Source organism: Streptomyces uncialis (assembly GCF_001905345.1).
Taxonomy (GTDB): Bacteria; Actinomycetota; Actinomycetes; order Streptomycetales; family Streptomycetaceae; genus Streptomyces; species Streptomyces uncialis.
This window is the reverse complement of record NZ_LFBV01000004.1, coordinates 229,984-255,030: the sequence shown is the minus strand read 5'-3', so window position 1 is coordinate 255,030 and position 25,047 is coordinate 229,984. Positions and strand designations below refer to the sequence as shown.

Annotated in this window: 23 protein-coding genes; 11 read left to right on the top strand and 12 right to left on the bottom strand. The window is 70.8% G+C overall.

Going from position 1 to position 25,047, the window contains the following annotated elements; all coding sequences use genetic code 11:
• Positions 1-575: 575 nt before the first annotated feature.
• Both AB852_RS18275 and AB852_RS18270 read left to right on the top strand, forming a co-directional pair.
• On the top strand, positions 576-1,667 hold the full coding sequence (locus tag AB852_RS18275) for a polyprenyl synthetase family protein (RefSeq protein WP_073789630.1): 1,092 nt from the start codon (positions 576-578) through the stop codon (positions 1,665-1,667).
• A gap of 136 nt (positions 1,668-1,803) precedes the next feature.
• On the top strand, positions 1,804-2,721 hold the full coding sequence (locus AB852_RS18270) for an isopentenyl phosphate kinase (protein WP_073789627.1): 918 nt from the start codon (positions 1,804-1,806) through the stop codon (positions 2,719-2,721).
• A gap of 241 nt (positions 2,722-2,962) precedes the next feature.
• Here AB852_RS18270 and AB852_RS18265 read toward each other — a convergent pair whose 3' ends face one another.
• The 4 genes from AB852_RS18265 to AB852_RS18250 form a co-directional block, all read right to left on the bottom strand.
• Entirely contained in the window at positions 2,963-3,481 is a 519-nt protein-coding gene (locus tag AB852_RS18265; RefSeq protein ID WP_073789624.1) for a pyridoxamine 5'-phosphate oxidase family protein, read from the bottom strand.
• Positions 3,474-3,827 (bottom strand): Imm21 family immunity protein, encoded by a 354-nt coding sequence (locus tag AB852_RS41375; protein ID WP_281257802.1) that lies wholly within the window; start codon positions 3,825-3,827, stop codon positions 3,474-3,476. The genes AB852_RS18265 and AB852_RS41375 overlap by 8 nt, the downstream gene beginning before the upstream one ends.
• A 411-nt stretch (positions 3,828-4,238) precedes the next feature.
• Positions 4,239-5,084: a helix-turn-helix domain-containing protein gene (locus AB852_RS18255; RefSeq protein WP_073789619.1), complete on the bottom strand. Its 846-nt coding sequence runs from the start codon at positions 5,082-5,084 to the stop codon at positions 4,239-4,241.
• 57 nt (positions 5,085-5,141) lie between these two features.
• Positions 5,142-6,032, bottom strand: coding sequence for an SRPBCC domain-containing protein (locus AB852_RS18250; protein WP_073789617.1), 891 nt, complete (start codon positions 6,030-6,032; stop codon positions 5,142-5,144).
• Between the two features lie 345 nt (positions 6,033-6,377).
• Here AB852_RS18250 and AB852_RS18245 point away from each other — a divergent pair, with 345 nt between their 5' ends.
• Positions 6,378-8,588 (top strand): methyltransferase domain-containing protein, encoded by a 2,211-nt coding sequence (locus tag AB852_RS18245; protein ID WP_073789614.1) that lies wholly within the window; start codon positions 6,378-6,380, stop codon positions 8,586-8,588.
• Positions 8,589-8,816: 228 nt separating this feature from the next.
• Here AB852_RS18245 and AB852_RS18240 read toward each other — a convergent pair whose 3' ends face one another.
• The gene (locus AB852_RS18240; RefSeq protein WP_073789611.1) at positions 8,817-9,608 is read right to left on the bottom strand and encodes an SDR family NAD(P)-dependent oxidoreductase; all 792 of its coding nucleotides are present in this window, start codon (positions 9,606-9,608) and stop codon (positions 8,817-8,819) included.
• Positions 9,609-9,692: 84 nt separating this feature from the next.
• Positions 9,693-10,400: a winged helix-turn-helix transcriptional regulator gene (locus AB852_RS18235; RefSeq protein ID WP_073789609.1), complete on the bottom strand. Its 708-nt coding sequence runs from the start codon at positions 10,398-10,400 to the stop codon at positions 9,693-9,695.
• A gap of 225 nt (positions 10,401-10,625) precedes the next feature.
• Here AB852_RS18235 and AB852_RS18230 point away from each other — a divergent pair, with 225 nt between their 5' ends.
• Genes AB852_RS18230 through AB852_RS18220 form a run of 3 tightly spaced genes read left to right on the top strand, consistent with a single transcriptional unit; the run spans position 10,626 to position 14,690 of the window.
• Positions 10,626-11,696 carry a class I SAM-dependent methyltransferase gene (locus tag AB852_RS18230; protein ID WP_073789607.1) on the top strand — a complete coding sequence of 357 codons (1,071 nt, stop codon included), beginning with the start codon at positions 10,626-10,628 and terminating at the stop codon, positions 11,694-11,696.
• A 46-nt stretch (positions 11,697-11,742) separates the two neighbouring features.
• Complete coding sequence (locus AB852_RS18225; RefSeq protein WP_073789604.1) at positions 11,743-13,254, top strand: alpha/beta fold hydrolase; 1,512 nt, start codon at positions 11,743-11,745, stop codon at positions 13,252-13,254.
• Positions 13,251-14,690, top strand: coding sequence for an alpha/beta fold hydrolase (locus AB852_RS18220; protein WP_073789602.1), 1,440 nt, complete (start codon positions 13,251-13,253; stop codon positions 14,688-14,690). Before AB852_RS18225 ends, AB852_RS18220 begins: the two co-directional genes overlap by 4 nt.
• A gap of 65 nt (positions 14,691-14,755) precedes the next feature.
• On the opposite strand, the gene AB852_RS18215 is transcribed toward AB852_RS18220, so the two are convergent.
• Positions 14,756-15,778, bottom strand: coding sequence for a Rieske 2Fe-2S domain-containing protein (locus tag AB852_RS18215; RefSeq protein ID WP_073789600.1), 1,023 nt, complete (start codon positions 15,776-15,778; stop codon positions 14,756-14,758).
• 214 nt (positions 15,779-15,992) lie between these two features.
• Between AB852_RS18215 and AB852_RS18210 the strand changes: the two genes are divergently transcribed.
• The 4 genes from AB852_RS18210 to AB852_RS18195 are packed head-to-tail and all read left to right on the top strand — an operon-like array spanning position 15,993 to position 19,553.
• The gene (locus tag AB852_RS18210; RefSeq protein ID WP_079184733.1) at positions 15,993-16,469 is read left to right on the top strand and encodes an ester cyclase; all 477 of its coding nucleotides are present in this window, start codon (positions 15,993-15,995) and stop codon (positions 16,467-16,469) included.
• Positions 16,470-16,521: 52 nt separating this feature from the next.
• Positions 16,522-17,043, top strand: a complete 522-nt coding sequence (locus AB852_RS18205; RefSeq protein WP_079184732.1) for an ester cyclase — start codon at positions 16,522-16,524, stop codon at positions 17,041-17,043.
• Positions 17,040-18,182, top strand: a complete 1,143-nt coding sequence (locus tag AB852_RS18200; RefSeq protein WP_073789583.1) for an FAD-dependent monooxygenase — start codon at positions 17,040-17,042, stop codon at positions 18,180-18,182. Before AB852_RS18205 ends, AB852_RS18200 begins: the two co-directional genes overlap by 4 nt.
• A gap of 42 nt (positions 18,183-18,224) precedes the next feature.
• The gene (locus AB852_RS18195; protein ID WP_079184730.1) at positions 18,225-19,553 is read left to right on the top strand and encodes an ABC1 kinase family protein; all 1,329 of its coding nucleotides are present in this window, start codon (positions 18,225-18,227) and stop codon (positions 19,551-19,553) included.
• Positions 19,554-19,637: 84 nt separating this feature from the next.
• Here the strand turns inward: AB852_RS18195 and AB852_RS18190 are convergent, their stop codons facing one another.
• The 5 genes from AB852_RS18190 to AB852_RS18170 form a co-directional block, all read right to left on the bottom strand.
• Positions 19,638-20,018 (bottom strand): VOC family protein, encoded by a 381-nt coding sequence (locus AB852_RS18190; protein WP_073789581.1) that lies wholly within the window; start codon positions 20,016-20,018, stop codon positions 19,638-19,640.
• A 77-nt stretch (positions 20,019-20,095) separates the two neighbouring features.
• Positions 20,096-21,760, bottom strand: coding sequence for an MFS transporter (locus AB852_RS18185; protein WP_073789578.1), 1,665 nt, complete (start codon positions 21,758-21,760; stop codon positions 20,096-20,098).
• 27 nt (positions 21,761-21,787) lie between these two features.
• Positions 21,788-22,195, bottom strand: coding sequence for a VOC family protein (locus tag AB852_RS18180; RefSeq protein ID WP_073789575.1), 408 nt, complete (start codon positions 22,193-22,195; stop codon positions 21,788-21,790).
• A 42-nt stretch (positions 22,196-22,237) separates the two neighbouring features.
• Positions 22,238-22,774, bottom strand: a complete 537-nt coding sequence (locus AB852_RS18175; protein ID WP_073789573.1) for a helix-turn-helix transcriptional regulator — start codon at positions 22,772-22,774, stop codon at positions 22,238-22,240.
• A 355-nt stretch (positions 22,775-23,129) separates the two neighbouring features.
• A complete protein-coding gene (locus tag AB852_RS18170; RefSeq protein ID WP_073789571.1) occupies positions 23,130-23,504 on the bottom strand; it encodes a VOC family protein in 375 nt (124 codons plus the stop codon).
• Between the two features lie 553 nt (positions 23,505-24,057).
• Between AB852_RS18170 and AB852_RS18165 the strand changes: the two genes are divergently transcribed.
• A complete protein-coding gene (locus AB852_RS18165) occupies positions 24,058-25,035 on the top strand; it encodes a DUF1702 family protein (protein WP_218623272.1) in 978 nt (325 codons plus the stop codon).
• Positions 25,036-25,047: the final 12 nt, after the last annotated feature.

Sequence of the window (25,047 nt, the reverse complement as noted above, 5' to 3'; positions counted from 1 at the left end):
CCTTCTCTCGCATTGCCCTACAAGTGCCTGCACCGCATTACCCCGCTAGCACCAATGCGAGTCTCTGGTGCAGGAGGGTCATGTGTTCCCCGTGCGGTGTCGCGCACGCCGGGGGTGCACGCAAACGGGCAGGCGCAAACAAGTAGAACCGCTCTTCGCATCACACCGGGCCGGAAACCAGCCCGCCCCGTCCCGCCGCATCCCCTTGGATTGTCCGGAACCACTCTCGCCATCACACCTGGTCCACCCGACGCTTACACCGACCCATCCACCGGGCAGACAAGTGCTCCCGCCAGCAGGAGCAACCCCTCGTACCGGCCTGCGTACCCGACAAAACCGCAGCCCGGTCCGGGCACCATCCGGGGTATTGGTTTCCGGCACGGCTGAAACACGACTCTTGCTGCGCAAAAGACACGCACTTAGGCTCCCGTGAACGATCACCACATACGGAATTCTCGTATCCGGTTCCATGCAGCCCGGTACCGGGAAAATCCATCCGCCCGGGGAACGAAAGAATGCCGGTACTCGACCGGCTGGACGTGCATCGTGCAGAAAGCAGGAAGGGGAGTCGGTCAATGAACGCGCCGGAACTGACCCGAGCCGTTACCGATGCGCTGGACCTCCCCCTGCGGGCGGCCGTCGACCGCCTGGAGGATCCGCTGCGGGAGATGGCCCGGCATCATTTCGGATGGGACGATTCCTCAGGAGTCCCTCCCTCCCGCCACAAGGGCGCGATCCTCGCCTACTTGTGTGCCGGCAGCGACCCGGAGCGGGAGTGGGTCCGGGCCACGACGGCAGCGGTCGCGGCGACCGTCCTGCTCCACGGGTTCCTCATCCATGACGACATCATCGACAACGACCGGGTACGGCGGTTCAGGCCGACGTGCTGGACGGTGTACGGCAAGTCCGCGGCGATCGAACTCGGCGCCGCGATGGAGGCGCTCGCGTTCGAGCTGATCGCGGAGACCGACTGGGCGGCGAAGGGTGTCGCTGCGGCTGCCCGGTGCGCGCGGCGCATGGCGGCCGGGCAGACGATGGACATCGCACACGAGGACCGGGACGACATCACCCTGGAGCTCGCGCTGGAGACCTGCCGCCGCAAGGACGCGACCTGCACGGAACTCTTCCTGCTGCTGGGCACCCTCGCGGTGAGCGACGACCCCGACCGGCTCACCGCCGCCGCGGAAGTGGGCAGAAGCGCGGGCATGGCGTTCTCCCTCAACGGCTTCCTGGACGAGATCTGGGGCAGCCCGGACCACCACGGCAAACTCACCCTGTCCGACCTGCGGCAGCGGAAGAAGACCCCGCTGATCACCGCCGCACTCGAACGGCTCGGCCAGCGTGAGGGCCTGCGGCTCCTCGGCCTGCTGGACGCCTACTCCCGGGACGACAGCGGCGCACAGCAGCTCATCGCCCTCCTCGACAGCTCCGGGGCGCGGCAGCACCTCACGGAACTGATCGACGGATACACCGCCGAGGCCGCCCACGCTCTCCCCGCCGCCCTCACCGACCCCGCCGCGCGCCACGCGGCCCACGACTACATCCAGTCCCGGCTCGGCCGCCGCGATGCCGCCGCCGCAGGTGCGGCGGGCATGGCCGCCCAGCAGCCGCACCGGACCGCACCCGGCGATCCGGCAGCGGCCGGCGTACGGAAAGGACCGCGGTGAAGGTTCTGATCAGCCCCGTCAACGCCGCTGAAGCGGTGATCTCGGCACACAGCGGTCCGAAGGTGGAGGCGTTCATGACCCGGGCGAGACAGCTCAGCGGTCCGAACGACCCGGGAGCAGACGGGACCCGGCTCTCTTGACCTCCGACCGACCCCGAGCGAGTGGGCCCGCCGAAGCGGCCGGCTGCCGCATCGTCAAACTGGGCGGCAGCCTCATCACCACCACCGACCCCGACGGCAGTCCCCACGTCAACGAGCAGCGTGTGGCCGCCTTGGCGCAGGAGATCGCCGCAACCGGCCTGCCCACCATCCTCGTCCACGGAACAGGCGCCTTCGGCAAGCCCGCCGCCCGCCGCCACAACTACCTGGACGGCGTCATCACAGCCGGCCGCCAGAAAGTCTTCGCCGAGGTCTCCGCCCTGCTGGCCCGGCTGGAGCTCGCGGTCCTGGAAGCGCTGCAACGGGGTGGCCTGTGCGCGGTGCGGGTGCCGCTCTCCGGACTGTGCGCCTACACCGACGGCAAGATCCGGCTCCGGAGCGTGGATGGGGTACGGCTTCTGCTGAACCACGGCATCGTGCCGGTCCTCGGCGGCAACCTGGCCTGGGGACGAGACGGCTTCGCCGTCCACTCCAGCGACACACTCGCCGCCGACCTCGCCATCGCCTTGCACGCCACCGCACTGATCATGGCCACCAACGCGGGAGGCGTCCACCTCCACCACGGAGCATCCGACCGGATACACCGCGAACTGGACGCGGACGACCCCGTACTGAGCGGCTCGATCCCCCCGGACCGGCAGGACGTCTCCGGCGGCATGCGCGCGAAAGTACGCGAGTGCGGGAGAGTCGCCCGCACCGGCATCCCCACATTCATCATCGACGGCAGACTCCCCGGCAACCTCGCCGCGAGTCTGCGCGGAGCCACTCCCTCCGGTACACGCATCCGGGCAGGCGGCCCCCAAGACACTGATAGCCCGTCACCCGACCGACCCACCTCGACCACGCCGGAGGCACCCCCGGAAGAGGCGCTGCGCTTCCCTCGCGAGCAAGGGTGAACCCGTTGGCACTGTCCTGTGTCATCGAACTTTGAGCGATTGCCACCGAAGTTTGAGTGGTAGGGGGCCGAGCGTCAGGAGCGACAGTTTTCGATCGGGCGGGGCAGCCTTGGGGCGCTGCTGTACCGGCGGGCGCTGGGCGAGGCTGTCGCCACGGTGCCGGCGGTACGTGACGGCGCGCCGTCGACCGGCCCCGCACCCACGTATGCGCAGGTGCAGGTCCTCGTCGACGGGCCCGGCGTCACGGGCCGGTGAGCTTGTCGAGGTCGGGGGCGTAGACGGTCATCCAGTGCGGGTTCAGCCGGTAGTAGACGACCTCGCGGTTCCAGTCGAAGGCGTCGTCGTTGTAGAAGTCCTTCAAGTAGGCCAGGAGTTCCTGCCAGTCGGCCGTGGTCCCGGCGTCCTCGGGGTTCAGCTCCTCCACCGTGCCGTGGGTGAACACGCCGAGGTCCTCGCCGCGCATGTGCGCGACGCTGGCGGCCGGACGGGCCGCGAGATGACGGGCCTTGGCGGCGTTGCGCGCCGTGCCGAAGTGCCACCGGCCGTGCAGGAAGTGCCCGTCGGCGCCGCTGATCCGCGGTTCGCCCTTCGCGGTCACCGTGGAGAGGGCGAGCGTGCACATGCCGGTGAGGACCCCGGTGAGCTGCGCCGCCGTGATGGTGCGGCCCTCGACGATCGAGCGGAGGTGTGCGGTCGAGCCGGAGAGGGAGGAGTCGAGGAGGGACTGGAGCTTGTCGAGTTCTTCCGGGGTTTCACGCATACGTCCATCGTCGGCCGTAAACCCGACACCCTCTGTCGTCATTGATGAAGCAGCGGTGAGGTTGCTCCGCGCGGGTCGCGCTCGGTGCTGCGTGGATGGCAACAGTGACCCACAGTCCGTTGTCCTCCCAAGCGGTGTCCGGATCGGCCAGAACCGCCTCGGCTGCCGTGAACACCTCGGCCTCGGAGTCCGCAGCCAGCCACCGCACGAACACCCGCTTCTCCGGCAGGAAGCACGTAGTCTGCCGCCCTCCACTGACACCGCTCGGAAGCCAGAGCCGGGTCGGCCCCCGACCACTCAAACTTCGGTGGCAATCGCTCAAAGTTCGATGACACAGGACAGGCACCCTCGCATACGACCAGCGCGCACCCCACACTCTGCACAGATCCGAAAGCGTGGCTGCGGGCAGTGGGATTCCCTGGGACTTCCGGCTACATCAACGGGCACGATCGTGAAAGAGCCGAAAGTTCATTTACGCAGGTCAGCAGCCCGACCGCAGCAAACGCAGCAGGTCACAGACCTGGCTGGTCTCTTCCCGGACATCTGACGACTCCTTCGGAGGACGGTTGCCGCACTCCGCCTGGCCTTCCGAGATATGGGTCGGGCGGGGACGCGGTCGCGTCCATGTGAATGTCGTGTGCGCGCATGCGATGCCCTGCGCGGCGTCGCTCCGCCCGCCCATTCCTGTGACGGACCTCATGCCGGTCCACCTGCCGCCGCAGGCTGAGGCGGGGGCGTTCCCCCGGCCCCGCTGCGGTCACCTGACGGCCCGGTTCAGCAGCGGCAGGGCGACGACGATCGGCGGGTCACTGATCTCCGGGGCCCGCAGACGGACGCTGAACCTGACCCGGGAACCGCGCCGGGGCGCACGGGCCGCGCCGATGAGGCGGCGCTCGCCCGCGGGGTCGTCCAGCGCGTCGGCGACCCGGGTGTCCCGGTCGAACCGGACGGCGAGGACCCGGTAGGTCCCGTCGTCGGGCGGTCGCAGACGGACGGGGCCGGGCGCGGTGGTGACGGCGCAGCCGACCGGACCGTCCTGCGGCACCCCGTGCGGGAACAGGCCCGTGAACAGCACCCCGTCGGTGGCGGGGCCGCCGACGATCTCGCCGGCGATCTCGTCCGGCGCCGGCCGGTCGCCGTCTTGGGCAACGGACGTGACGGGACCGCGGGTGTCGACGAGTTCCCCGATCCGGCGGTCGCCGTGCTCGTCGACGAGGAGTTTGAAGCGGCTCGGCGACATGCCAACGAGCCGGGTGAACTGGGTGGTGAAGGTACCCAGGCTCGAATAGCCGACGGCCGTGCACACATCGGTGACACGCGGTGCGCCTCGGATCATCATCCGCTGGGCCTCGGCCATCCGCAGCGCCGCGAGGAATCGCGCGGGGGTCACGGCGGTGACGCTGCGGAAGACCCGGTGGAAGTGGAAGGGGCTGAACAGAGCGGCCTCGGCGTGATCGGAGAGGCACTGGACCTCACCGAGACGTTCACGCATCCGGTGGACGGCACGTTCGACGGAGGCCAGCCGGTGATCGGCCGACAGGGGAGGCACGGTGGCCGTCGCTCCGGGCGGCAGTTCCGTCGGCAGGCCGTCGTGGACAGTCATGTCCGTCGTCCCCTTCGTACGAAGTCCGAACGAGCAGCACGGCAGGGCCGGGTACTGTCATCCCGGCCCGGGGGAACCGGCACGGGCGGCGACCGCCTCAAGGGAGGCGACCCATACCGCGGCGAAGCGTCCGCGCAGTTCCTGGGACCGCCGCGGCGTCAGCCCGAGCCGGGCCCAGCCCCGGTGCACGAAGGACAGCCGGACGGTGTCCCTCCCCACCGGGACGAGCGCGACATGGCAGGCGGGCCGGATCCGGGCGCCGGGGATCTCGACGGTGAAGGCCAGTTGCTCGTCGGACCGCAGCCGCCAGTCGTTGACGGCGAACCTGCGGGGGCCCTCGTCGTCGACGGTGAAGAACCAGGCGGGCCGGAACCCGTCGAAGGCGATGGGGAGCCAGTCGAAGACGGCAGGGTGCCGCAGCGGCCGGTAGGGCCCGGCGGACAGGTCGACCGAGCCGTCGATGTCGTCGCGCCACTGGTAGCGGGTATCACGCCCGGAGTCCAGACAGGCGCCCAGCCGGGTGAGGAAGTCGGTCCAGCCCTCGCGCAGTTGGCTCGCCTCGGCCTGGCCGCGCGTGCCGTCGTGGTCCTCGACGGTGAGCACGGACCCGGTGCCCCCGGGGCCCGCCGCGGGCCCGAGGGTCCACAGGACGGACTGCCGGTTGCCGACGCCGAGGAATCTCCAGTCGAACGCGAGACTCCGTCCCGGGACGATCGATGTGGGGCGGAGGGTGAAGAAGTCCCCGTCCCCGAACTCCAGGCGGTTGTCCGCCCCGATGCGCAGAGGTCCGGCCAGATCGCCGAACCACCGCGCCAGACAGGGCGGTTCGGTGAGCATCGGCCACACCGTTCCGGGCTCATGGGCCAGACGGAGGGTGACCCGGACCTTCCCCGCGAGTACTTCCCCGACGGGCGACTCCCTGGGTGGGGGGCCATGGCTGTCCGACATCGTTCCTCCGATGTTCGACGGTTGCCTGCGCCGCGCCGGTGGGCTACCGCCCACTACATCACTATCATATTATGTAGTCGCCAAGCAGTGTCAACGGTGCTGCTCCCCGCAGTATCGCCTTGAAATCGCTGAAGTTCACGCCTCGTCACATCCATGTCAGTAGTTCTTCAATGAGTCATCTCGTACGGGGGCCACGACGGGGAATCGGGGAGGGCCGACCGCACGGCACCCACCGCGACATGACGCGCGGCCGCCTTGCACCGCGGTGCGCCCGTCCGCCCGTGCACCCCGGCGGCCCGCCCTCCCCGCCCGCCCGTTCAGCCGATCGGTGACAAGAAGGTGCCCATGACGTTCGAAGACACGAACCCCCAAGGCCCACGTATCCACCGCCCGTCCGGCGCCGCCGACCTGGCGCGGGAGTCGGCGGCGTTCCCGCCGTTGCAGGGCAGCGCGGTCCCGGTCGCCCAGGAGCGCTGGGAACGGCTGGTCAGCACCGTCACCGTCCCCGAGCCCCCGGACGAGGTGTGGACCGCGCTCACCGACCCGGAACGGGTGGCCAGTTGGCTGGCCGTCTGCCGTGGCCCCTGGGCCGTCGCGGGACAGGAATCGATGCTGGACTTCGAGGACGGCGAGTTCTTCTGGTGCCGGACCCTGGACGCCGTCGCCCCGCAGACACAGCGCCGTGGTGTGCTGCGACTGCTGTGGCGCTGGGTCGGGGTGGGTCCGGCCACCTCGGTCACCTGGACGGTCGCCGCCGCGGAAGCGGGCGGCACCACGGTTACCGTCGTCGAGGAGGCCGAGAACCCCCCGTCGGACTGGCGTTCGTGGAACGGGATGGGGTGGCCGGGGATCCTCGACCAGCTCGCGGCACATCTGCGCACCGGCACGCAGTGGCGGTGGCCGTGGCGCCGGTTCGGCCCGTACCTCCAGATCCCGCTGCCCGTCCCCCCGTACCAGGCGTGGCAGGAACTCACCAGTGCGGCAGGGATACAGCACTGGCTCCAGCGCTCCAGCGGCACCCTCGCCCCGGGTGAGGAACTCACCCTGGTCATGGGGGACGCCAGCGGTACCGTCCGGATGCGTGTCACCAAGGTGGTGGACGCCGCCCAGGAGTTTCCCTCGTACCTGCCGTATCTGGAGTTCGAGCTGCGCCGTCCGACCTGGTCGGCGGCGCTCGGGGGACGGCTGTGGATCGAGCCCGCCGGCCTGGATTCGTCCCTGCTCCAGGTGTGTCACTTCGGCTGGGAGAACCTGGACATCCCCGAGCCGGTGACCGAGCGCAAACTGCTCACCGGCTTCTGGACGGCGGCGGCGGGCCGCGCGAGCATGCTGTTCCTCCCCCAGGGCCCGCCGGCCGGACCGCACGGCTGGTCGGTCTCGGGAGCTCCGCGACCGCGGGAGGCCACGGAGCGGGCACCCGGTCACGGGTCCGGCGGCGCCATGCCCGCGGCCATGCCCGCGATGCCGCCCGACGCGGACCCGTCGGCCGTGGGGGAGTTCCTCGACCGGGTCGTCTCGGACCTCGGCACCGCCATGGGCGGGGTGCTCTGTTCCCTGGGGGTCAGGCTGGGGCTGTTCACCGCGTTGGGCCAGGGCGGTCCGGCCACCGCGACCGAGCTCGCCGAGCGGACGGGACTGCCGGAACGTCAGCTGCTGGAGTGGCTGCGCGGTCTGACCGGCACCGGATACCTCACCCACGACCGTACCGACGGACGGTTCGCCCTGCCCTCGGCCCACGCGGCGGTCCTCGCCTTCGAGGACTCCCCCTTCCATCTCGGCCCCGGGTACGAGCTGCTGCCTCCGCTGGCCGCCGCCGTCGACGCGGTCGCCGCCGGTTTCCGCTCCGGCGGGGGCGTGGCCCGCTCGGCCTACGCGGAGCCGTTGTTCACCGCGATGGAACGGATGAGCGCGACGTGGCTGGACACCCAGCTGGTGTCCCAGTGGATACCCGCTGTCGAGGGACTCCTTCCCGCGCTGGAGCGGGGCGGCGAGGTGGCCGACATCGGGTGCGGCGGCGGCCGGGCCCTGGTACGTATGGCGCGCGCCTTCGGCAACTGCAGGTTCACCGGATACGACCTGCACCGGCCGAACGTCCTGCGCGCTCGCGAGGCCGTCCGTGCCGCGAAGGTGGACGACCGGGTGTCCGTGGAGGAGACGGACGCGGTCGGCGCCCTGGCCGCCGGCACCCGGGCGTCGGGCGATTCCCTCCCGCTCCTGCTGGTGACGATGTTCGACGTGCTGCACGATGTCGCGGCCCCGGAGGAACTGCTGCGCACGGTCCGTGAGTCGCTGTCCCCGGACGGGGCGCTGCTGGTGCTGGAGTCGCTGTCGGCCGACGACCCGGCGGACAACACCGGGCCCCGTTCCACTGTGCTGTACGCCACCAGCACCCTGTACTGCCTGCCGACCTCCCTAGCCGACGGCGCTCCGGGCCTCGGTACGCTCGGTCTGCCCCCGGCCACGCTGCGCCGGATGGCGACGGCGGCGGGATTCGGCCGCGTCGAGCAGGTGCCGACGGCGAACCCGTTCACGGCCCTCTACGCGCTGCGGCCCTAGAGAGCCGGACGGGGCGCGGTCGCGACGGGCTCCGCGACCGGGCAGTCCCTCGGGGGCGGCAACCCCCCGTCGTCCGTTCGTGGCCCGGTCCCGCGGTGTGCGGAACCGGGTCACGCGTTCCTCCGTACCGGGCTCGGCCCGTCCGCTACATGATCCCGTAGCAAGATCGCAGGCCGCTTCGATCCGGCGACCCCGTGGAGCGGACGTCCGTCCTTGGGGCGGGCCGGGTCAGTCCAGTTGTTCCGTCGGGCGCAGCAGTACCTCGTTGACGGCCATGTGCCGGGGGCGGGTCATCACATGGACGATCGTCTCCGCGACATCGGCCGGATCCAGCGGGACCCCGGGGTCGAAGCCACCGGCCAGCCGCTGGAGCACCTCAGGGCGTGAGTGCAGGGGCAGTTCGGTGGCGACGAAGCCGGGTTCGATCACGGCGACCCGTACATGACGGCGCGCCACCTCCTGGCGCAGCGACTCGCTGAAGGCGTTGACCCCGAACTTGGCGGCGTTGTAGACGGCGGTGTTGGGGGTGGCGATCCGTCCGCCGACGGAGCTGATGTTGACGAGGTCGGCGACGTACCGGGGGCCGGTGCCGGCGGCGCGCAGCAGATGGGGCAGTGCCGCACGGGACACCAAGGCCACGCCCAGCAGGTTGAGTTCGAGCATGCGGCGCCATTCCTCGGTGGGCGCGTCCTCGACGGGGCCGAGCAGCAGGACACCGGCGTTGTTCACCACGATGTCCAGTCGCCCCGACTCGGCGACCGCGGCCGCCACGGCGGCTTCCGCGCCGGGCTCGTCGCTCACGTCCGCCTCGACCACCAGGGCGGCGCCGCCTTTGGCCCTGATGTTCTCGGCGACCTGGGTGAGGCGGTCCCGGCGGCGGGCGGCGAGTGCCACCAGGGCACCCCGGGCGGCCAGCGCCCCGGCCACGGCTTCCCCGATCCCGCTGGAGGCGCCCGTCACCAGGGCGGTGGTGCCGGCCAGTCCGGTGGTGGAGGGTGAGTCCGGTGTCTGCGACGTCATGGAGGAGCCCCTTCGTCTGGGTGCGGCTGGTCGGGCGTCGGTCATGGCCCGGTCCGCTCCCCCAGGTCCTGGGGCGGCGGACCGTCATTCAGGCGCGGCTCCGGCCGGTACCGCCGGCGCGGTCGCGCGCCGTGGCGCGTCGAGCAGGCCGAGGAACTCCACGCATCTCTGGACGGCGTCCGCGTGGCCGTCGATCCTGAGACGGCCGGAGAGCAGCGCCTCGAACGGGGTGCGCATCTCCGCCCCGATCCGTACGAACGTCTGGGCGTCGGTGGTCACGACCAGCGCCGGATCGGCCGCAGGTCCGCGGTGGGTGACGGCGCTGCCGCCGCGTACCTCGATATGGAAGACCTCCTCGGCCACGCGGAACTCGTAGCTCTCGTCCACCGAGGGCACCGGCCGGCCGTTGATCATCGCCTGGACGGCGAGGAAGCCCCAGGCCGCCCGGGTGGTGCCGCTGACCGCGTCCTCCTCGGTCAGGAAAGGCATGCCCCAGCGGGCGAGTGCCAGCACCGGCTCCCTGAGCTGCTCGCCCCGGGCGGTGAGCCGGTACTGCTTGCCCCGGCCGTCGCCGCGTACCCCGCCCGCTTCGACCACCCCGTGCTCGGTGAGCGCACGCAGCCGGTCGGAGAGCAGATTGGGGCCGAGTCCGGGCAGATTGTTGAGGATCTCGTTGAACCGGGCCGGGCCGATGAGCAGTTCCCGCACGATCAGCAGGGCCCAGCGTTCACCGATGATGTTCAGCCCGGCAGCGAGTCCGCAGAACTGAGCGTAGTTCCGCTTACCTGTCATGACGCGTCCTCAGTATTCATGCGGAGTCACTACCACTCATAGTAGCAATATCGGCCAGCGTGCTCCAGGTCGGAGCGGCTCTCCCGGCGGCCGGGGTGCGCGGTCGCCGCCCCCGGCGTGAGCAACCTGGGAGAAGGCCGTCTTCGGCCGCGGCACCTAGAGTCGAGCCGCACGTGCCGCCGACGTGCGGTGCGGTCCGCTCACGAACCCGCTCGGGAGGCGCGCGTGAACGATGCGACGGTAACGGAGGCGTTCGTCACCCGTGTCATGGACGACATGAGCGGTGGCATGGTCAGCATCATGTGTGCCCTGGGAGACCAGTTGGGTCTCTTCCGGGCACTGGCCGAGCAGGGCCCCGCCGACAGCGCGGGACTCGCCACGCGGACCGGGCTCGACGAGCGGTATGTACGCGAATGGCTGCTGTGTCTGTCCAGCGCGGGCTATCTGACCGTCGGGAAGGCGGACGAGGAGGGGCGGGAGCGGTTCATCCTGCCGCCCGAGCACGCGGCGGTGCTGGCGTTCGAGGAGTCACCGTTCTTCATCGCGGGCGCGGCGCGTCTGGTGCCTGCCCTGTCGATGATGCTCGACGGTGTGACCGAGGGTTTCCGCTCGGGCGGCGGGCTGACACCTGAGCAGTACCCCGAGTCGCTGTACCGGACGATGTGGCAGATGAGTGCGAGCTGGCTGGACTCCCTGCTGCTGCCGCAGTGGGTGCCCGCCGTCGACGGTCTGGCGCGGGCTCTGGAGGACGGTACACGCGTCGCCCATGTCGGCAGCGGTGGCGGCCGGGCCCTCGTCCTGCTCGCCGGGCGCTTCCCCCGTTCCCGGTTCGTCGGGTACGACCGGCTGCGGCTGAACGTGGAGCGCGCCCGTCGGGCGGCCCAGGAGGCCGGGGTGGCGGACCGGGTGGAGTTCGTCGAGGCCGACGCCCGGGAGGCGCTGTCCGGGGAGCACGGCCTGATCATGTCCTTCGACGTCCTGCACGACGCCCCCGATCCGGGCGGGACCCTGCGCGCGGTGCGCTCGGCGCTCGCCCCCGGCGGGGTGTTCCTGCTGCTGGAGAGCAACGGCGTCGACCGTGCCGTCGAGAACACCGGGTCCGGTGCCGCCCTGCTGTACGGGGCGAGCGTGCTGTACAGCGTGCCCATCACCCGGGCCGGCGAGGGTCCTTCGCTCGGGATGCTGGGGCTGCCACCCGGCACCCTGCGCACGCTGTGCGAGGAGGCGGGCCTGACCTCGGTACGGCCGATGCCCAGCCCGACGCCCTTCAACGCGCTGTACGAGATTCGTCCCTGAACACGGTTCCCCGCACGATCCGGTACTCCCTCTCTCGGAAGGGAAGATGGTGACAGCACAGGTGCCGCCGCCGCGCGACGGACACGACAGGACCGGACCGGGCAGCGCGGAGTTCTCCGCGCAGCGCCCCGTGTGGCGCGCGCCCGACGACGACGCGCTCGCCGGGCTGGACTTCGCGACCGTCACGGTTCCGGTGGACCATGCCCGCCCCCAGGGCCCGACCCTCGATCTGGCGCTGGCCCGGCACCGGGCCCGCTCCCCCGGGCGGCGGCGCGGGGTACTGCTGGTCGGCCCCGACGACCCGGGCAACCGGGGCACCCTCCTGGTGCCGGATCTGGTGCGGTCGCTGCCGGGCGAGGTGCTCGACAGCTACGACCTCGTGGGGTTCGATCACCGGTTCAGCGGGCTCAGCGAGCCTCTGACCTGCGGGCTGAGCCCCGAGCAGTGGCTGTGGATCTTCCACAGCCAGCAGGGCTTCGACGCGGAGGTGGAGTTCCAGCGCGGTGTGGTCGAGCGGTGCTTCCAGGAGGCGGCGGACGTCCTGCCCCATGTGACGTCGCGGAACATCGCACGGGACATGGAGGTCATCCGCGCCGCGCTGGGCGAGGAGCGGATCTCCTATCTCGGCTACTCCTACGGCAGCTATCTGGGCGCGGTGTGGACCCAGATGTCCGGCGAGCACGCCGACCGGGTGGTCCTCGACAGCGTCATCGACCCCGACTCGGTGTGGCGTCCGATGTTCCTCGGCTACGCGGCCAGTTGCGAGACGGCACTGGGCAACTGGGCGCGCTGGGCCGCCGAGCGCCACGGCGAACTCGGCCTGGGCGCTACCGGGCAGCGGGTGCGTACGGCGGTCGACCGGCTGGTCGAGCGGGCGGACCGCTCCCCGGTGCCGGTCGCCGGGATGCCCGTGGACGGCACCATGCTGCGGCTGTTCACCATGGTGCTGCTGAGCATGGACCGGGCCTGGGGTGTCCTCGCCGACATCCTGCGGGCCGCCGCGCACGGCGGCGAGGCGTCGCCGTCGTCGCTGCGGACCCTGGGCGAGATGTTCGGGCGGGGCAAGGAGGAGAGCGCCGCCGTGGCGCAGTTGGCGGTCCTGTGCGGTGACGCGGCCTGGCCGCGGGACCTCGATGTGTACCGCCGGGGCCTGGCCGGGCACGGTGAGCGGTTCCGGTTCATCGGACCCGCGATGGCCGGCCCGAAGGCCGGTGCGTTCTGGCCGCTGCCGCCCCGGGAGCCGGTGACCGTGTTCGGTGCGGACAACCGTGCGGAGAGCCATTTGCTGGTGCAGTCGGCCGAGGACATGTTCACGCCCGCCCATGGTGCTGTTCGGCTGCGCGGGCAGTTGCCGCGCACCGCCCGGCTGGTCACGGTGGCCGGATCGGCGCATCACCGGGTCTTCCCGTTCCAGGGCGATCCCGGTGTGAACGAGGTGGCGACCGAGTACCTGCTCACCGGGAAGCTCCCGGACACGGACGTGACCCTCACCGGCCGGCCGTCGACGCCGGAGGAGCGACGGACGGACAGCGGCGGACAGCGGGGGAGCCGGTCATGAGCGAGGTGCGGACGGACGCCGTCCGGAGTTTCCAGACGCAGGAGCTGACCTGGACGGAGGCCGACGAACAGGCCCTGGGCAGTCTCGAATGCGCCCGGTTGAGCGTCCCGCTGGACTACGCCAGGCCGGACGGAGGCACCCTCACCCTCGGTCTGGTCCGGCACCGGGCGACCGCGCCGGAGCGGCGGCGGGGTGTGCTGCTGATCGGCCCCGGGGACGATCTGGGCAACCGGGGCACCCTCCTGGGCGCCCAACTGGTGGGAACGCTGCCGAAGGAGGTACTGGCGCAGTACGACGTGGTGGCGTTCGACCACCGGTTCATGGGGCGCAGCAGTCCGGTGGTGTGCGGCCTGGACCCGGAGGAGCGGTTCTGGGTCTTCCACCAGCCTCGGGACTTCGACCACGAGGTGCGGTTCCAGGCGAACGTGGCGGCGAAGGTCGCCGAGCACGCCCTGGACATCCTGCCGTACGCCAATTCGCGGAACATCGCACGGGACATGGAGGTGATCCGCGGGGCGCTCGGTGAGCAGCGGATCTCCTATCTCGGCTACTCCTACGGCACCTATCTGGGCGCGGTGTGGACCCAGATGTTCGGCGAGCACGCCGACCGGGTGGTCCTCGACAGCGTCTGCAGCCCCGACTGGGTGTGGCGCGGGCTGTTCACCGACTTCCCGCCCAACGGTGAGCGGGCGCTGACGCGCTGGGCGCGCTGGGCGGCGCCGCGCGACACGGGGCTGGGGCTGGGTGCTTCCGCGGCCCTGGTGCGGGCTTCCTACGACCGGCTGCTGGCCAGGGTGGACGCCGGTGAACCGGTGGCGGTGGCGGGGTTCCCACTGGACCGCACCCTGGCGCGACTGCTCGTGGTGGGGATGCTGAACAGTGACCGCAACTACGGCTTCCTCGGGGACATCATCCGTTCGGCCGTGCACGGCGGTCCGCTGGAGCCGGCGACGACGGGCTTTCTGGCCTCGATGTTCGGGCAGCCGAAGGAGGAGAGCGGTACGGTCGCGCAGATGGCCATTCTCGCCGGTGACTGGGCGTGGCCGCGGAACGTGGACGTGTACCGGCGGGACATGGAACGCGCGGCGCGCAGTCATCCGTTCACCGGGGCGGCGATGGCGGGGATCAAGGCGACGGCCTTCTGGCCGGTGCCGCCGAGCGAGCCGGTGACGGCGCTGGGCGAGGGCAACGCCGCGGAGAGTGTCCTGCTCGTGCAGTCGGCCGAGGACATGTCGACCCCGCACGCGGCCGCGGTACGGATGGGTGAGGTGCTGCGGCACAACTCCCGGCTGCTCACCCTGGAGGGCTCGGCGCACCATCGGGTCTTCCCGTTCTACGGTGATCCGGGTGTCGACGAGGTCGTCACGTCGTATCTGATCGACGGGGTGCTGCCCGGGTCCGATGTGACGCTCACCCACCGGGAGCCGCAGGTCTGACGGGTGTGCGGGCGTGGTCGCGGGGTGCGGTGCAAGCTGCCGCACCCCGCGCGGCCGGTCGCGGGTCAGGTCAGGAAGTCTCGTGCCGGGTTGGCCCGGGGGTAGCGCCTGACGTACTCCAGGAACCGGGCCAGGGTGTCGTCGCTGCGGGTCAGCATGCCGGGGCGGAACCGGATGGTCGTCAGGACCGGGGCGTCGTCGGCGAACATCCCCATCATCAGTTCCATGGCCCGGTCGAGGAACGCCTCCGTCGCCGGCGGTTCCTCGCCGTCCTCGCGGCGCGCGCCGAGGACGAAGACGGGCCTGGACGCCCCGGGCCGGACCGGGCACAGGGCGGTGATCCAGAAGAACCAGCGGCCGTCGAGAGTTCCGGTCTGCCAGAAGATGTTGGTTCCGTGAATGTCGACCCGCAGGTCGAGCCGGCTGCCGTCGGGTTCGCTGACGCGCAGGGGGTAGCCCATCGAGTGATCGGTGGCGCTGACCGCGTCCTTGGGGTCCTCTTCCATCGTGAACTCGTGCTGGAGGCCGAAGTGCTGGAGGTCAAGGGTCTGCGCGGTCACCAGCCAGGGGTCGAAGGGCGCCTCGTCGAGGACGGAGTGGCGGAACACCAGCTCGTCCTGCGGATAGGGGAGATCCGGGACGTCGAACGTGGGCCGCTCGCCGTTGAACGCCCAGACGATCCCGTGCCGCTCCCGTGCCGGGAAGCGGAACAGCCGTGCCCCCGGCGGCACCGGGTCGCCGATGCCCGTCACCGCGCACATCCCGGCGCCGTCGTACTCCCAGCGGTGGAAGCGGCACCGCAGCCGATCTCCCACCACCTCCCCCACCGACAGATCAGCGCCGAGATGGACGCAGTACGCGCTGAGCACCCGGGCCTCGCCGCCGCCGGCGGCCCGGAACGCGACCACCCGGCCACCCAGGAAGTCCGCGCCGACCACCGAACCCGCGGTCAGTTCGTCCGACAGACAGACCGGGAACCAACTCTGGCTGTACAGACCGTCCTCCCCCTCCCCGGGTACGGGAGGACCGAGTTCCCGGTGGGGTGATTCCTCGGCGGACGGAATGCCGGAACGATCGAGCCCGGTCATGACAACTCCCCTGCCGCGATAAGGCGGCCCGTAGTCATTGATGCTCTTTCTTTTTCCCTGCGAAATTGTTTCCACGGCCTGATCGGCACGTCAACCCCTCGCCCGATCAGGCAGGGCACAGCAATCTGCGAGAAGTGGCATACGGCGGCTCGCGGCTATTGTTTCCAGAACTGCGCACACCCACAGCAGACTGCGACTTCCGGAAGGAATTGGCATGCCGGCTCAGCGGGAAAACCCCCCGGGGAACGACTCCCCCGGCGCGTCGACGGCCGCGAACAAGGCGGTGGTGCGGCAGATGATCGACACCTGGAACAACGGCGACCTCGCGGGGATGATGCGGTTCTGGTCCCCGGACATGGTCCATCACGGCCGGGACGGAAGCCCGATGCCCGGCGCGGACGTCGCCGCCGAGATGGCGCGGTTCATGCGGGCCTTCCCCGATCTGCGTCTCACGGTGCACAGCCTGGTCGCGGAGGACGATCTGGTGTCCACCCGGCTCACCGTGGAGGGCACTCACCAGGGCGAGTACCTGGGTCTGCCGCCCACCGGCCGCAAGGTGAGCTGCGCGCTGCTCGGCCAGCTGCGCATCGATTCCGGCACCGTGGTCGAGCACTGGGGTGTGGCCGACGGACTGTATCTGCTGGAACAGCTCGGACTCCTGCCCGCCGATCTCCTCCAGGCCACCGCCTGACATCCCGTGCTCAGTTCTCCGTCGGTTCACGTCGCTGAGGGGAGTCGCTCTTATGACGCAGTACGCCACCGCGGCGCAGCGGAAATCCACTTACGAGGAAACCGTCCGCCGATTCCGTGGAGCCGTGCTTTTCACCCATGAATACTCGGTGATCCAGGATGTTCTCACACCGGATTTCGTGGATCATTTCGCGCCGCCCTGGGATCCGCCCGGGCGGGAGGGTGTGGCGCACCGGTTCGGTCAGGCCGCTGACGCCCTGACCACCCGCCGGGTGGAGGTGGTGGTCTCGGTGTGCGAGGGCGACATCCTCGCGCAGGCGATCGAACTGCACTTCGAACACACCGGTGAGTTCATGGGTCTGCCGCCCACCGGACGCGCCTTCACCATCGGCGGCTCCAACACCTTCCGGTTCCGGGAGGGAAGGATCGCCGAGCACTGGGGGGTGTTCGATGTCGCGAAGATCCCGGACCTGCTCGCCGCCGCCCCGGGCCCCGAAGGGGGCTGGAGTTCCATGTGGGAACCGGGTGCCCCCCATGGCGGGCGGCCCGCGAACGGTGCCCCGGGGCCGGGGTGAGAGCCCGGCGCGCGCTGATCATCGGGGCGGGCCCCGCCGGACTCGCAACCGCCGTCCTGCTGCGCCGCGCGGGTCTGGAGACCCGGGTGCACGAAGGCGCGCCAGGCCCGCGGACGGGCGGCAGCGCGCTGACGCTGTGGCCGAACGCGCTCACGGCGCTGGAGAGCGTCGGTGTCGCCGCGGCGGTGCTGGCCCGCAGCGCGCCGAGCGCCGGGCTCGCGATGCGTACCGCGGGTGGTGACACCTTGCAGTACACGTCCCCGGATCTTCTGGAGCGGTGCGGGGGCACCGGACGGGCGCTGCTGCGCGCTGATCTTCTCGACGCCCTGTACGGCGCGTACGGGGCGGAGGAGGTGCGGTTCGGGGACCGCTGTGTCGCCGTCGGGGAGGAGCACGGGGTCGTCGTCGCCCGGTTCGACGACGGCCGGGAGGAGGAGGGCGATCTGCTGATCGGGGCGGACGGCATCCGCTCCCGGGTGCGCGCGTCGCTCTTCGGGGGCGGCGATCTGCGGTACAGCGGGTACGCGGTGAGCCGTGGCGTGGCGTCCGTCGCGGAGCCCGGTCATCCGGCCCTGCTCTCCCTGGGCGCCGGACGGCAGTTCGGGCTGTTCCCGCTCCCGAACGGCAGGATGTACTGGTTCGCGGCCTTCGCCGCCCCCGAGAGGAGGACGGTGGGCAGTACCGGGCATCTGCCGTTCCTCCTGGAGCGTTTCGGTGACTGGCACGATCCCGTACCGCGGGTGCTGCGGGCCACCGATCCGGCGGACGTGAGTGTGACGGGCATCCACGACCGGCGTCCGCTGCGGCACTGGGGCACAGGTGCGGTGACCCTGGTGGGTGACGCCGCCCATCCGAGCGCCCCGGCGATGGGGCAGGGCACCTGTCAGGCGTTCGAGGACGCGGTGGTGCTCGCTCGTCATCTCGCCGGTACCGACGATGTCCCGGGGGCGCTGCGCGCGTACGCGGCGCGGCGCCGGCGGCGGGCGCATTCCGTCACCGTCCAGTCCCACTGGATGGGCCGGATGGGCCAGTGGCGCCATCCGCTGCTGTGCGGGGTGCGGGACGGACTGATCGCAGTGATGCCCCAGTCGGCCCAACTGCGGGGCTTGCGCGGCATGTTCGCGTTCGACGCCGCCTGACGGGCCTTCACCGACCGGATCGACGAGCTCCAAGGAGACCCCATGGATCAGCTGGATCCTGCGAAGGAGTCCGCCGCGACCGGCTCCCCGGCCGCCGGGGACCAGCCACCGAAGGTACGGGTCCCCGTGCACCGGGTCCTGCTGCGGCTGTGCTCCCTCACCCTCGCGGTGGCCGCCGAGGCTTTGGTGACCCTCCCGGTCCTGGCCGTCGTACGGGCGGTGCGGGGCCGGGACGCCGCCGGACGCTTCCTGCGCCGCCGGCTCGTACGGCGGATCCAGGCCCTCGGGCCCACCTTCGTGAAGTTCGCGCAGATCGCGGGCGCCCGCCGGGATGTGCTTCCGGGGCCCCTGTGCGACGAGCTGTCCCGGCTCCATGACTCGGTGCGGCCCATCACCGCCCGGCAGTCCCGGCGGGCCTGGCGCAAGGCGTACGGCGGCGCGCCCCCGCCGTTCCTGGCCGGACTCGACGCCGTTCCGGTGGCGGGTGGCAGCATCGCGTGTGTGTACCGCGGGGTGCTGCATGACGGCCGCGTGGTCGCGCTGAAGCTGAAACGTCCCGGTATCGACGGGGTGATGCGGGCGGACCTGGCACTGATCCGCGCGCTGGTACGGGCGTGCGAACGTCTTCCCCAGCTGCGGGGGATGCCGATGGCCGATCTCGTGGGGTATGTCAGCAACGCCATCCTGGGCCAGCTCGACCTGCGCCGCGAGGAGGCGAACATCGTCCGGCTGCGGGAGAACCTGGCGGCCGTGCCCGATGTGGATGTCCCCGAGCTCCATCCGCGGCTGTCCCGGCCGACGTGTCTGGTCTTCGAATTCATCCCGGAGTTGGACACAGGTACTCCGGGGACCCTGCCCGACCCGGTGCGGGCCAGACTCGCCTCCGCCGTGCTGTCCGCGGCGCACAAGATGATGTTCGTGGACGGGTTCGTGCACTGCGACCCGCATCCGGGGAACATCTATCTCCTGCCGCGGGGGCGGGCGGTGATCCTCGACGCCGGGTACAGCGTCCAACTCCCGGACCGGGTGCGGAACCTGATCGGCGGGTTCTTCTCCGCGCTGGCCTCCGGGGACGGCCGCCGGTGCGGGGAGATCATGCTGGCGAGCATGGCCGACGTCGGTCCTGACTGCGACACGGACGCCTTCGTGGACGACATCGCGGAGCTCGTCGCGCGGTCGGCGGGGCCGGGCAACGCCTTCGCCATGGCGCCGTTCGGCAACGGGGTCTTCGAGGTGCAGAGCGCCCACCGGCTTTACGCCGCCTCGGACTTCGCCTTCCCGATCATGTCGTTGATGATTCTGGAGAGCACCGTGCGGGGCCTGTGGCCGGAGGCGGACTTCCAGCAGGTGGGTGCCGCGGCGCCGCAGTGAGACAGCGGCGCCGTCCGTGACCCCGGGCGGACCACCGCCCGCCGGACCCCCGGAGGGCGGCGGGCGGCGGGCGTCCGTGCCGGGTCAGCCGGCGGGCTGGAGCAGGAAGAACTCGTTCCCGTCCGGGTCCTTGAAGCTGGCGTTGGAGCCGCCGAAAGGCATCTGCTCCGGCGGACGGGTGAAGGTCACGCCACGGCCCACGAGTTCCTCATGGGTCGCCTTGATGTCCTCGGTGACCAGCTGGATGTCCGTGAACCTGCCGATCTTGCCCTCCTCGTAGACGGGGAAGTCCTTGGTGCAGAGCACGATCCGGGTCTGGGAGCCGGGGGGCGCGACCTCGACCCAGCGGACGGGCCCGAAGCTCTGGTCCTCCCGGAGCTCGAAGCCGAGGGTGTTCACATAGAAGTCGACGGCCTTGTCCTGGTCGTTGACGAAGACGTCGATCGTACCGATGTGCGAGATCATGGTTCCTCCTGATATATCCGGGCACCGAGGGCGCCGTCGTTGATGTGCTGGACGAGTGGTGTGCGGTGGGAGCGCCGCTACGACGCGGTTTCCGCCCCGGCGGCGGTGTCCCGCTCACCGTCGGACGTCGGCGTGGCGTCCGCGTCCGCCACGATCTCCGCCCGGGGCGCGAGCAGCAGCACGAGCAGCGCGCCCACGACGACGAACGCCGCACCGCCGAGCATGGCGAGCTGGAATCCCTCCATGAACGCGGCGTGTCCCGCGTCGGCCGCGGCCCGCGCCGCCGAGGCCGGTGTGCCCTCCGGCACGGGCACGACGCCCTGGGAGACGACCTTGCTCATCTGTTCGAGTGACGTGGCGAGGGGTTCGGGCACGTCCGCGTCCGCCAGTTCCTGCGGCAGCACGGTGCTGACCCGGGCCGAGATCATCGAGCCGAGGGCGGCCGTACCGAGGACACCGCCGAGCATCAGGGCCGTCTGCTGGAGCCCGGACGCCACGCCCGTGAGCTGGCTGGGCGCGCTGTTGACAATCATCTCGATGGCGGTGGGGGCGACCATGCCCATGCCCACCCCGAGCGGGGCGAGGAACGGCCACATCGCGTGGTACGAGGAGTCCCCCGTCATCCAGGAGAGCCCCAGGAGGGCCACCGCGATCAGGGACAGACCGAGCGAGAGCGGGACCCTGGGCCCGAACCGCTGGTTGAGCACGGCTCCCGTCGGCGCGCCGACACCGAACAGCACGGTGAACGGCAGCAGTCCGAGTCCCGCCTGCATCGGCTCGAAACCGTGCACCTGCTGGAGGTACAGCGCCAGGTAGAACGTGGCGCCGAAGGCGGCGAACCCGCCGACGAGCAGGGCCGTCGTACCGATCGAGATGGCGCGCAGCCGGAACAGCGAGGGTGGGAGGAGCGCTTCGGCGGTCGTGCGTTCGCGCAGGACGAACAGCGTGCCGAGGACGAGCGCCGCGGCGAACGAGCCGAGTGTCCGGCCCGCCCCCCAGCCGTGTTCGGGGACCTGGATGATTCCCCAGACCAGGGCGAACAGCGTGGCGGTGAGCAGGACGACACCGGGCAGATCGAAGGACCGGCCGGCGCCCTCCGGGCGGATCGCGGGGATCGCCCATGCCCCGAGGGCGAACGCGGCGACCCCGACGACCAGGTTGACGAAGAAGACCCAGCGCCAGTTCAGCAGGTCCACCATCACCCCGCCGATGAAGGGTCCGGCCGCCATGGCCAGGGCGCCGACGGCGCTCCAGACCCCGATGGCCACCTTCAGCCTGTCCTTGGGGAAGGTGGCCTTGAGCACGGCGAGTCCGCTGGGTGCGAGCACCGCGCCGCTGATGCCCTGGAGGACGCGCCAGAAGATCAGCATGCCGATGTTGTCGGCGAGGCCCGCCATCACCGAGGTGGCGGAGAAGGCGGCCATCCCGATGAGGAAGAACTTCTTGTGCCCGTAGCGGTCACCGAGTTTTCCCGCGGTGACCAGCACACAGGCGACGGCCAGCATGTAGCCGTTGGTCACCCACTGGAGCGTGGAGAGGTCGGTGTCGAGATCGACGGCGATGACCGGGTTGGCCACGGCGACGACGGTGCCGTCGAGGGCTTCCATCATCGTGCCCAGGGCGACCGCGGTCAGGACGATCCAGGGGCTGCGGAGGCCGTTGCTGCTGCGGTCGCCGGCCGTGGGGGCCGCGGAGCCGGCCGGGCCCGCGCTCCGCCCGGCCTGCTTCGGATCTTGAACCACGATGCGGTCCTTCCCTTCTCAGCGGGTTCAGCCCCGGCTGTCGTTGAGGCTGAACCAGTTGCCGGAGTCGTCGCGGAACACCGCCTCCGTACCGAAGGGCCGCTTGACCGGTTCCTGGACGAACGTGACTCCCGCCTGGCGCAGCCGTTCGTACGTGGCGCGGGTGTTCTCCACATGGAGCACGCCGACGCCGATGACTCCCTTGGCGATGAGGTCCCGGAAGTGCGCGGTGGTCTCCTCGTCGTACTCGGGGGGCCCGACCTTGCGCAGGACCATCTCGACCTCGGGCTCGTCCTTGGGGCCGACGGTGAGCCAGCGCAGTTCGCCTATGGTCATGTCGTTGCGGACCTCGAACCCGAGCTTCTCGGTGTAGAAGGCCTTCGCGGAATCCTGGTCGAGCACCGGGATGGTGACATGGGAGAGACGAGCGCGCATGGACTTCCTTCCGACGTGGAGCAGTTGAGCTGTGAGCAGACGCTATCGAGGCGTCCGGTCAGTGACATCTCCTGGATTGCGGACCTTGGTTCCGCTTGTGTCCGGGGGGTTGCGCGAATCGTCCGGAGGGTCCTGGGGCGCGCTCGCGGTCCGCGGTCCGGCGGTGACGCCCTCACGGCGGGCACACATGAACAGGTAGCACCCGGGGATGGGCGGAGGGCCACCCTGCCGCGCGATCTCCCCCCGGTAGGCGGTCGGGGAGACACCCACGACCTCGGAGAACCGGGAGCTGAACGAGCCGACGCTCGAGTACCCGACGAGATGGCAGATCTCCGCCACGGTGAGGTTCGTGGCGCGCAGCAGATCGCGGGCCCGTTCGATACGCCGCTGGGTCAGATAGCGGCCGGGTGTCTCGCCGTACGCCGCCTGGAACGAGCGCAGGAAGTGGAAGCGCGAGCACCCGGCCTCGGCGGCCAGGGTGGTGAGATCCAGCGGATCGGCGTACGAGCGGTCCATCAGGTCCTTCGCCCGGCGCAGAAACGGGAGCAGTCCGGAGGAGGGGAGTTCGTGGCCTGGCATGACCTCATTAATGGGTGCACTTCCTCACCGTGCGAACGGATTCGGACATCCCGCGGCCACCGGCGTGGAGCGCTGCGCGGCAGGGTGCCGGCCGCCCACGGCCACCGCCCGAAGGGGACGGGTGGACACGCGTCGGCGGTGCGGACGTGGTCCTCGCTGTCCCTGCCCGCCAGGACGGCGGGGCGAGCCCGCCGTCACCACGGGGGCCCACGCCGGTGCCCGTCGCCGTGTCCTCCCCGGCGGGCAGCCCGCCGACGGTGTCCGGCTACTCGATTGCGCAGTGACCTTTCTAGCAGCGGGGCAGGGTGCGGACAAGTGGCCTTCAGGTCGTCAGGTCCGGCCGTGACCTAGGGCCTCAACCGCGTTCGTCCGCACTCTGGTTGAGCCCCAGGACATTGCCGTCCGGATCGGTGAAGGTGGCCTGCCGTCCCCATGGAGTGGCCCTCGGGCCCTCGACCGTCACCCCGCGCTCCCGCAGCCGCGCGCAGTCCGCGTCCACGTCCGTCGTCCGCAGGAGCAGTCCCCGGCCGCTGCCCGGCGCCATCGTCTCGAACCAGTCGACGAGCACCAGGCTGGTGTCCGCCCCTTTCGGTGCGACCTGCAACCACCTTCCGTGCACGCCCGGCTGATCCCTGAGCAGTTCGAAGCCGACGGTCCCGACGTAGAAGTCCTTGGCCTTCTCCTGGTCCGACACCGGCACCGAGAAGAGCTGCACATGCGTGATTCCCATCCACCGACGATAGGAGGGGCCGCCGCCACGATCACCCACTTCGTCCGTGGACGTCATGGATTCCACCGAACGGCGGAATCCGGTTGCCGCACCGCCACTTCCCCCGAGGACGCCCCTCGGGGAGGGGGATGTACGGGTCGGCGCCGGACCACCGGAGGCGTCCACTCCGGTCGCATCACGCGGCAATCCGGCATATATGGCGGTACATACACCTCAGCATGCCGCCCAGAACCTCAACTGATCCTATATCTTTACAAAGTGACCGACCGGCGGGACGATGCGATCCGGGCATGGCGGAAGGGTGCGACGACCCTCATATCCGCAGGCAGAGGGCATGCGTGCGAGGGAGAAGCAACGGGCACCTATCCCAGGAACGCTATATCTTATAGAAACACACAAGCTGATTTGAGCCAGAATCCATCGGTTTGTGATCCTCTCTTCTATATGAAGAGCGAACTTATAAGAATATGACACGGCGTCTATGCCGTGTGCCGGCTGGACCCGTACGGCCTTGATTCCGTGGGCATCCAGCCGACTGGGGTGAAACGTGTCCGTGTCCGTGTCACAGCGCATCCTCGCCCGGCCCCTCCAACGTCTGAGGGGCGGTCTGATCACCCCCGCGGCCACCGTCGCCACGTTCGAACGCAGAGGCTTCCATCCGGGTACCGAGCCCGACCGGCGGGCCCTGGAGGCGGCGGGCACGACCTTCCTGTCCGGGCTGCGCAGCGCGACCTCCGGGACCGGGGTCGACCGGCTCGGGGACACCCTCACCGGCTCCGTCCCGCGCGAACGGCAGGGATTCGCCTTCGAGGGGGCCGCGATGGGACTCGCCCTGCTCGACGCCGTCGGCCCGCGCCGCGACCGGGTGGCCGGCCTGCTGAAGACCTCGGGGGCCGCCCACACCTATATGGTCCATGTCGGCGCGGGCTGGGCGCTCGCACGGCTGCCGCGCCCCCTGTGGCGGCACGCCGTCCCCACCGACCCGCTGCTGCGCTGGCTGGCCCTGGACGGCTACGGCTTCCACGAAGCGTACTTCCGGACCCCGGCCCGCGCCGACGGACGGTGGTCGGCCCGGCTGCCCGGCTGGCCGGGCCTGCCGGACGCCGTTGCCAACGTTGTCGACCAGGGGATCGGCAGAGCCCTGTGGTTCGTGGAGTGCGCGGACCCCGAGCGCATCGCGGCACGGCTGCGCGGGTTCGCCCCGCGGCGCCACCCCGATCTGTGGGCCGGGGTGGGACTGGCGGCCGTCTACGCGCAGGCGGGCACCGACCAGGCGTTGCGGCTGCTGGTCGAGAAGGCGGGCGAGCACCTCCCCCCGCTGCGGCAGGGCGCGGCCTTCGCCGCGGAGGCCCGGACGCACGCCGGACTGACCACCGACCACACCGAGCACGCCGTGCGGGTGCTGTGCGGTGTGGACGCCCGTACCGCGGCGGCGGTCACCCGTGAGACCCGGCAGGCACTGCCCCCGGACGGGAGGGAGCCCGCCTACCAGGAATGGCGTCGCAGGATCCAGCGGCACTTCACCGACTGACGGATTGGACAC

Bases quoted from the DNA above. Each gene is read 5' to 3' on its own strand.
- AB852_RS18275 (WP_073789630.1), top strand. From the start codon at position 576: ATGAACGCGCCGGAACTGACCCGAGCCGTTACCGATGCGCTGGACCTC.
- AB852_RS18265 (WP_073789624.1), bottom strand. From the start codon at position 3,481: ATGCGTGAAACCCCGGAAGAACTCGACAAGCTCCAGTCCCTCCTCGAC.
- AB852_RS18255 (WP_073789619.1), bottom strand. From the start codon at position 5,084: ATGACTGTCCACGACGGCCTGCCGACGGAACTGCCGCCCGGAGCGACG.
- AB852_RS18250 (WP_073789617.1), bottom strand. From the start codon at position 6,032: ATGTCGGACAGCCATGGCCCCCCACCCAGGGAGTCGCCCGTCGGGGAA.
- AB852_RS18245 (WP_073789614.1), top strand. From the start codon at position 6,378: ATGACGTTCGAAGACACGAACCCCCAAGGCCCACGTATCCACCGCCCG.
- AB852_RS18240 (WP_073789611.1), bottom strand. From the start codon at position 9,608: ATGACGTCGCAGACACCGGACTCACCCTCCACCACCGGACTGGCCGGC.
- AB852_RS18235 (WP_073789609.1), bottom strand. From the start codon at position 10,400: ATGACAGGTAAGCGGAACTACGCTCAGTTCTGCGGACTCGCTGCCGGG.
- AB852_RS18225 (WP_073789604.1), top strand. From the start codon at position 11,743: ATGGTGACAGCACAGGTGCCGCCGCCGCGCGACGGACACGACAGGACC.
- AB852_RS18220 (WP_073789602.1), top strand. From the start codon at position 13,251: ATGAGCGAGGTGCGGACGGACGCCGTCCGGAGTTTCCAGACGCAGGAG.
- AB852_RS18215 (WP_073789600.1), bottom strand. From the start codon at position 15,778: ATGACCGGGCTCGATCGTTCCGGCATTCCGTCCGCCGAGGAATCACCC.
- AB852_RS18210 (WP_079184733.1), top strand. From the start codon at position 15,993: ATGCCGGCTCAGCGGGAAAACCCCCCGGGGAACGACTCCCCCGGCGCG.
- AB852_RS18205 (WP_079184732.1), top strand. From the start codon at position 16,522: ATGACGCAGTACGCCACCGCGGCGCAGCGGAAATCCACTTACGAGGAA.
- AB852_RS18195 (WP_079184730.1), top strand. From the start codon at position 18,225: ATGGATCAGCTGGATCCTGCGAAGGAGTCCGCCGCGACCGGCTCCCCG.
- AB852_RS18190 (WP_073789581.1), bottom strand. From the start codon at position 20,018: ATGATCTCGCACATCGGTACGATCGACGTCTTCGTCAACGACCAGGAC.
- AB852_RS18180 (WP_073789575.1), bottom strand. From the start codon at position 22,195: ATGCGCGCTCGTCTCTCCCATGTCACCATCCCGGTGCTCGACCAGGAT.
- AB852_RS18175 (WP_073789573.1), bottom strand. From the start codon at position 22,774: ATGCCAGGCCACGAACTCCCCTCCTCCGGACTGCTCCCGTTTCTGCGC.
- AB852_RS18170 (WP_073789571.1), bottom strand. From the start codon at position 23,504: ATGGGAATCACGCATGTGCAGCTCTTCTCGGTGCCGGTGTCGGACCAG.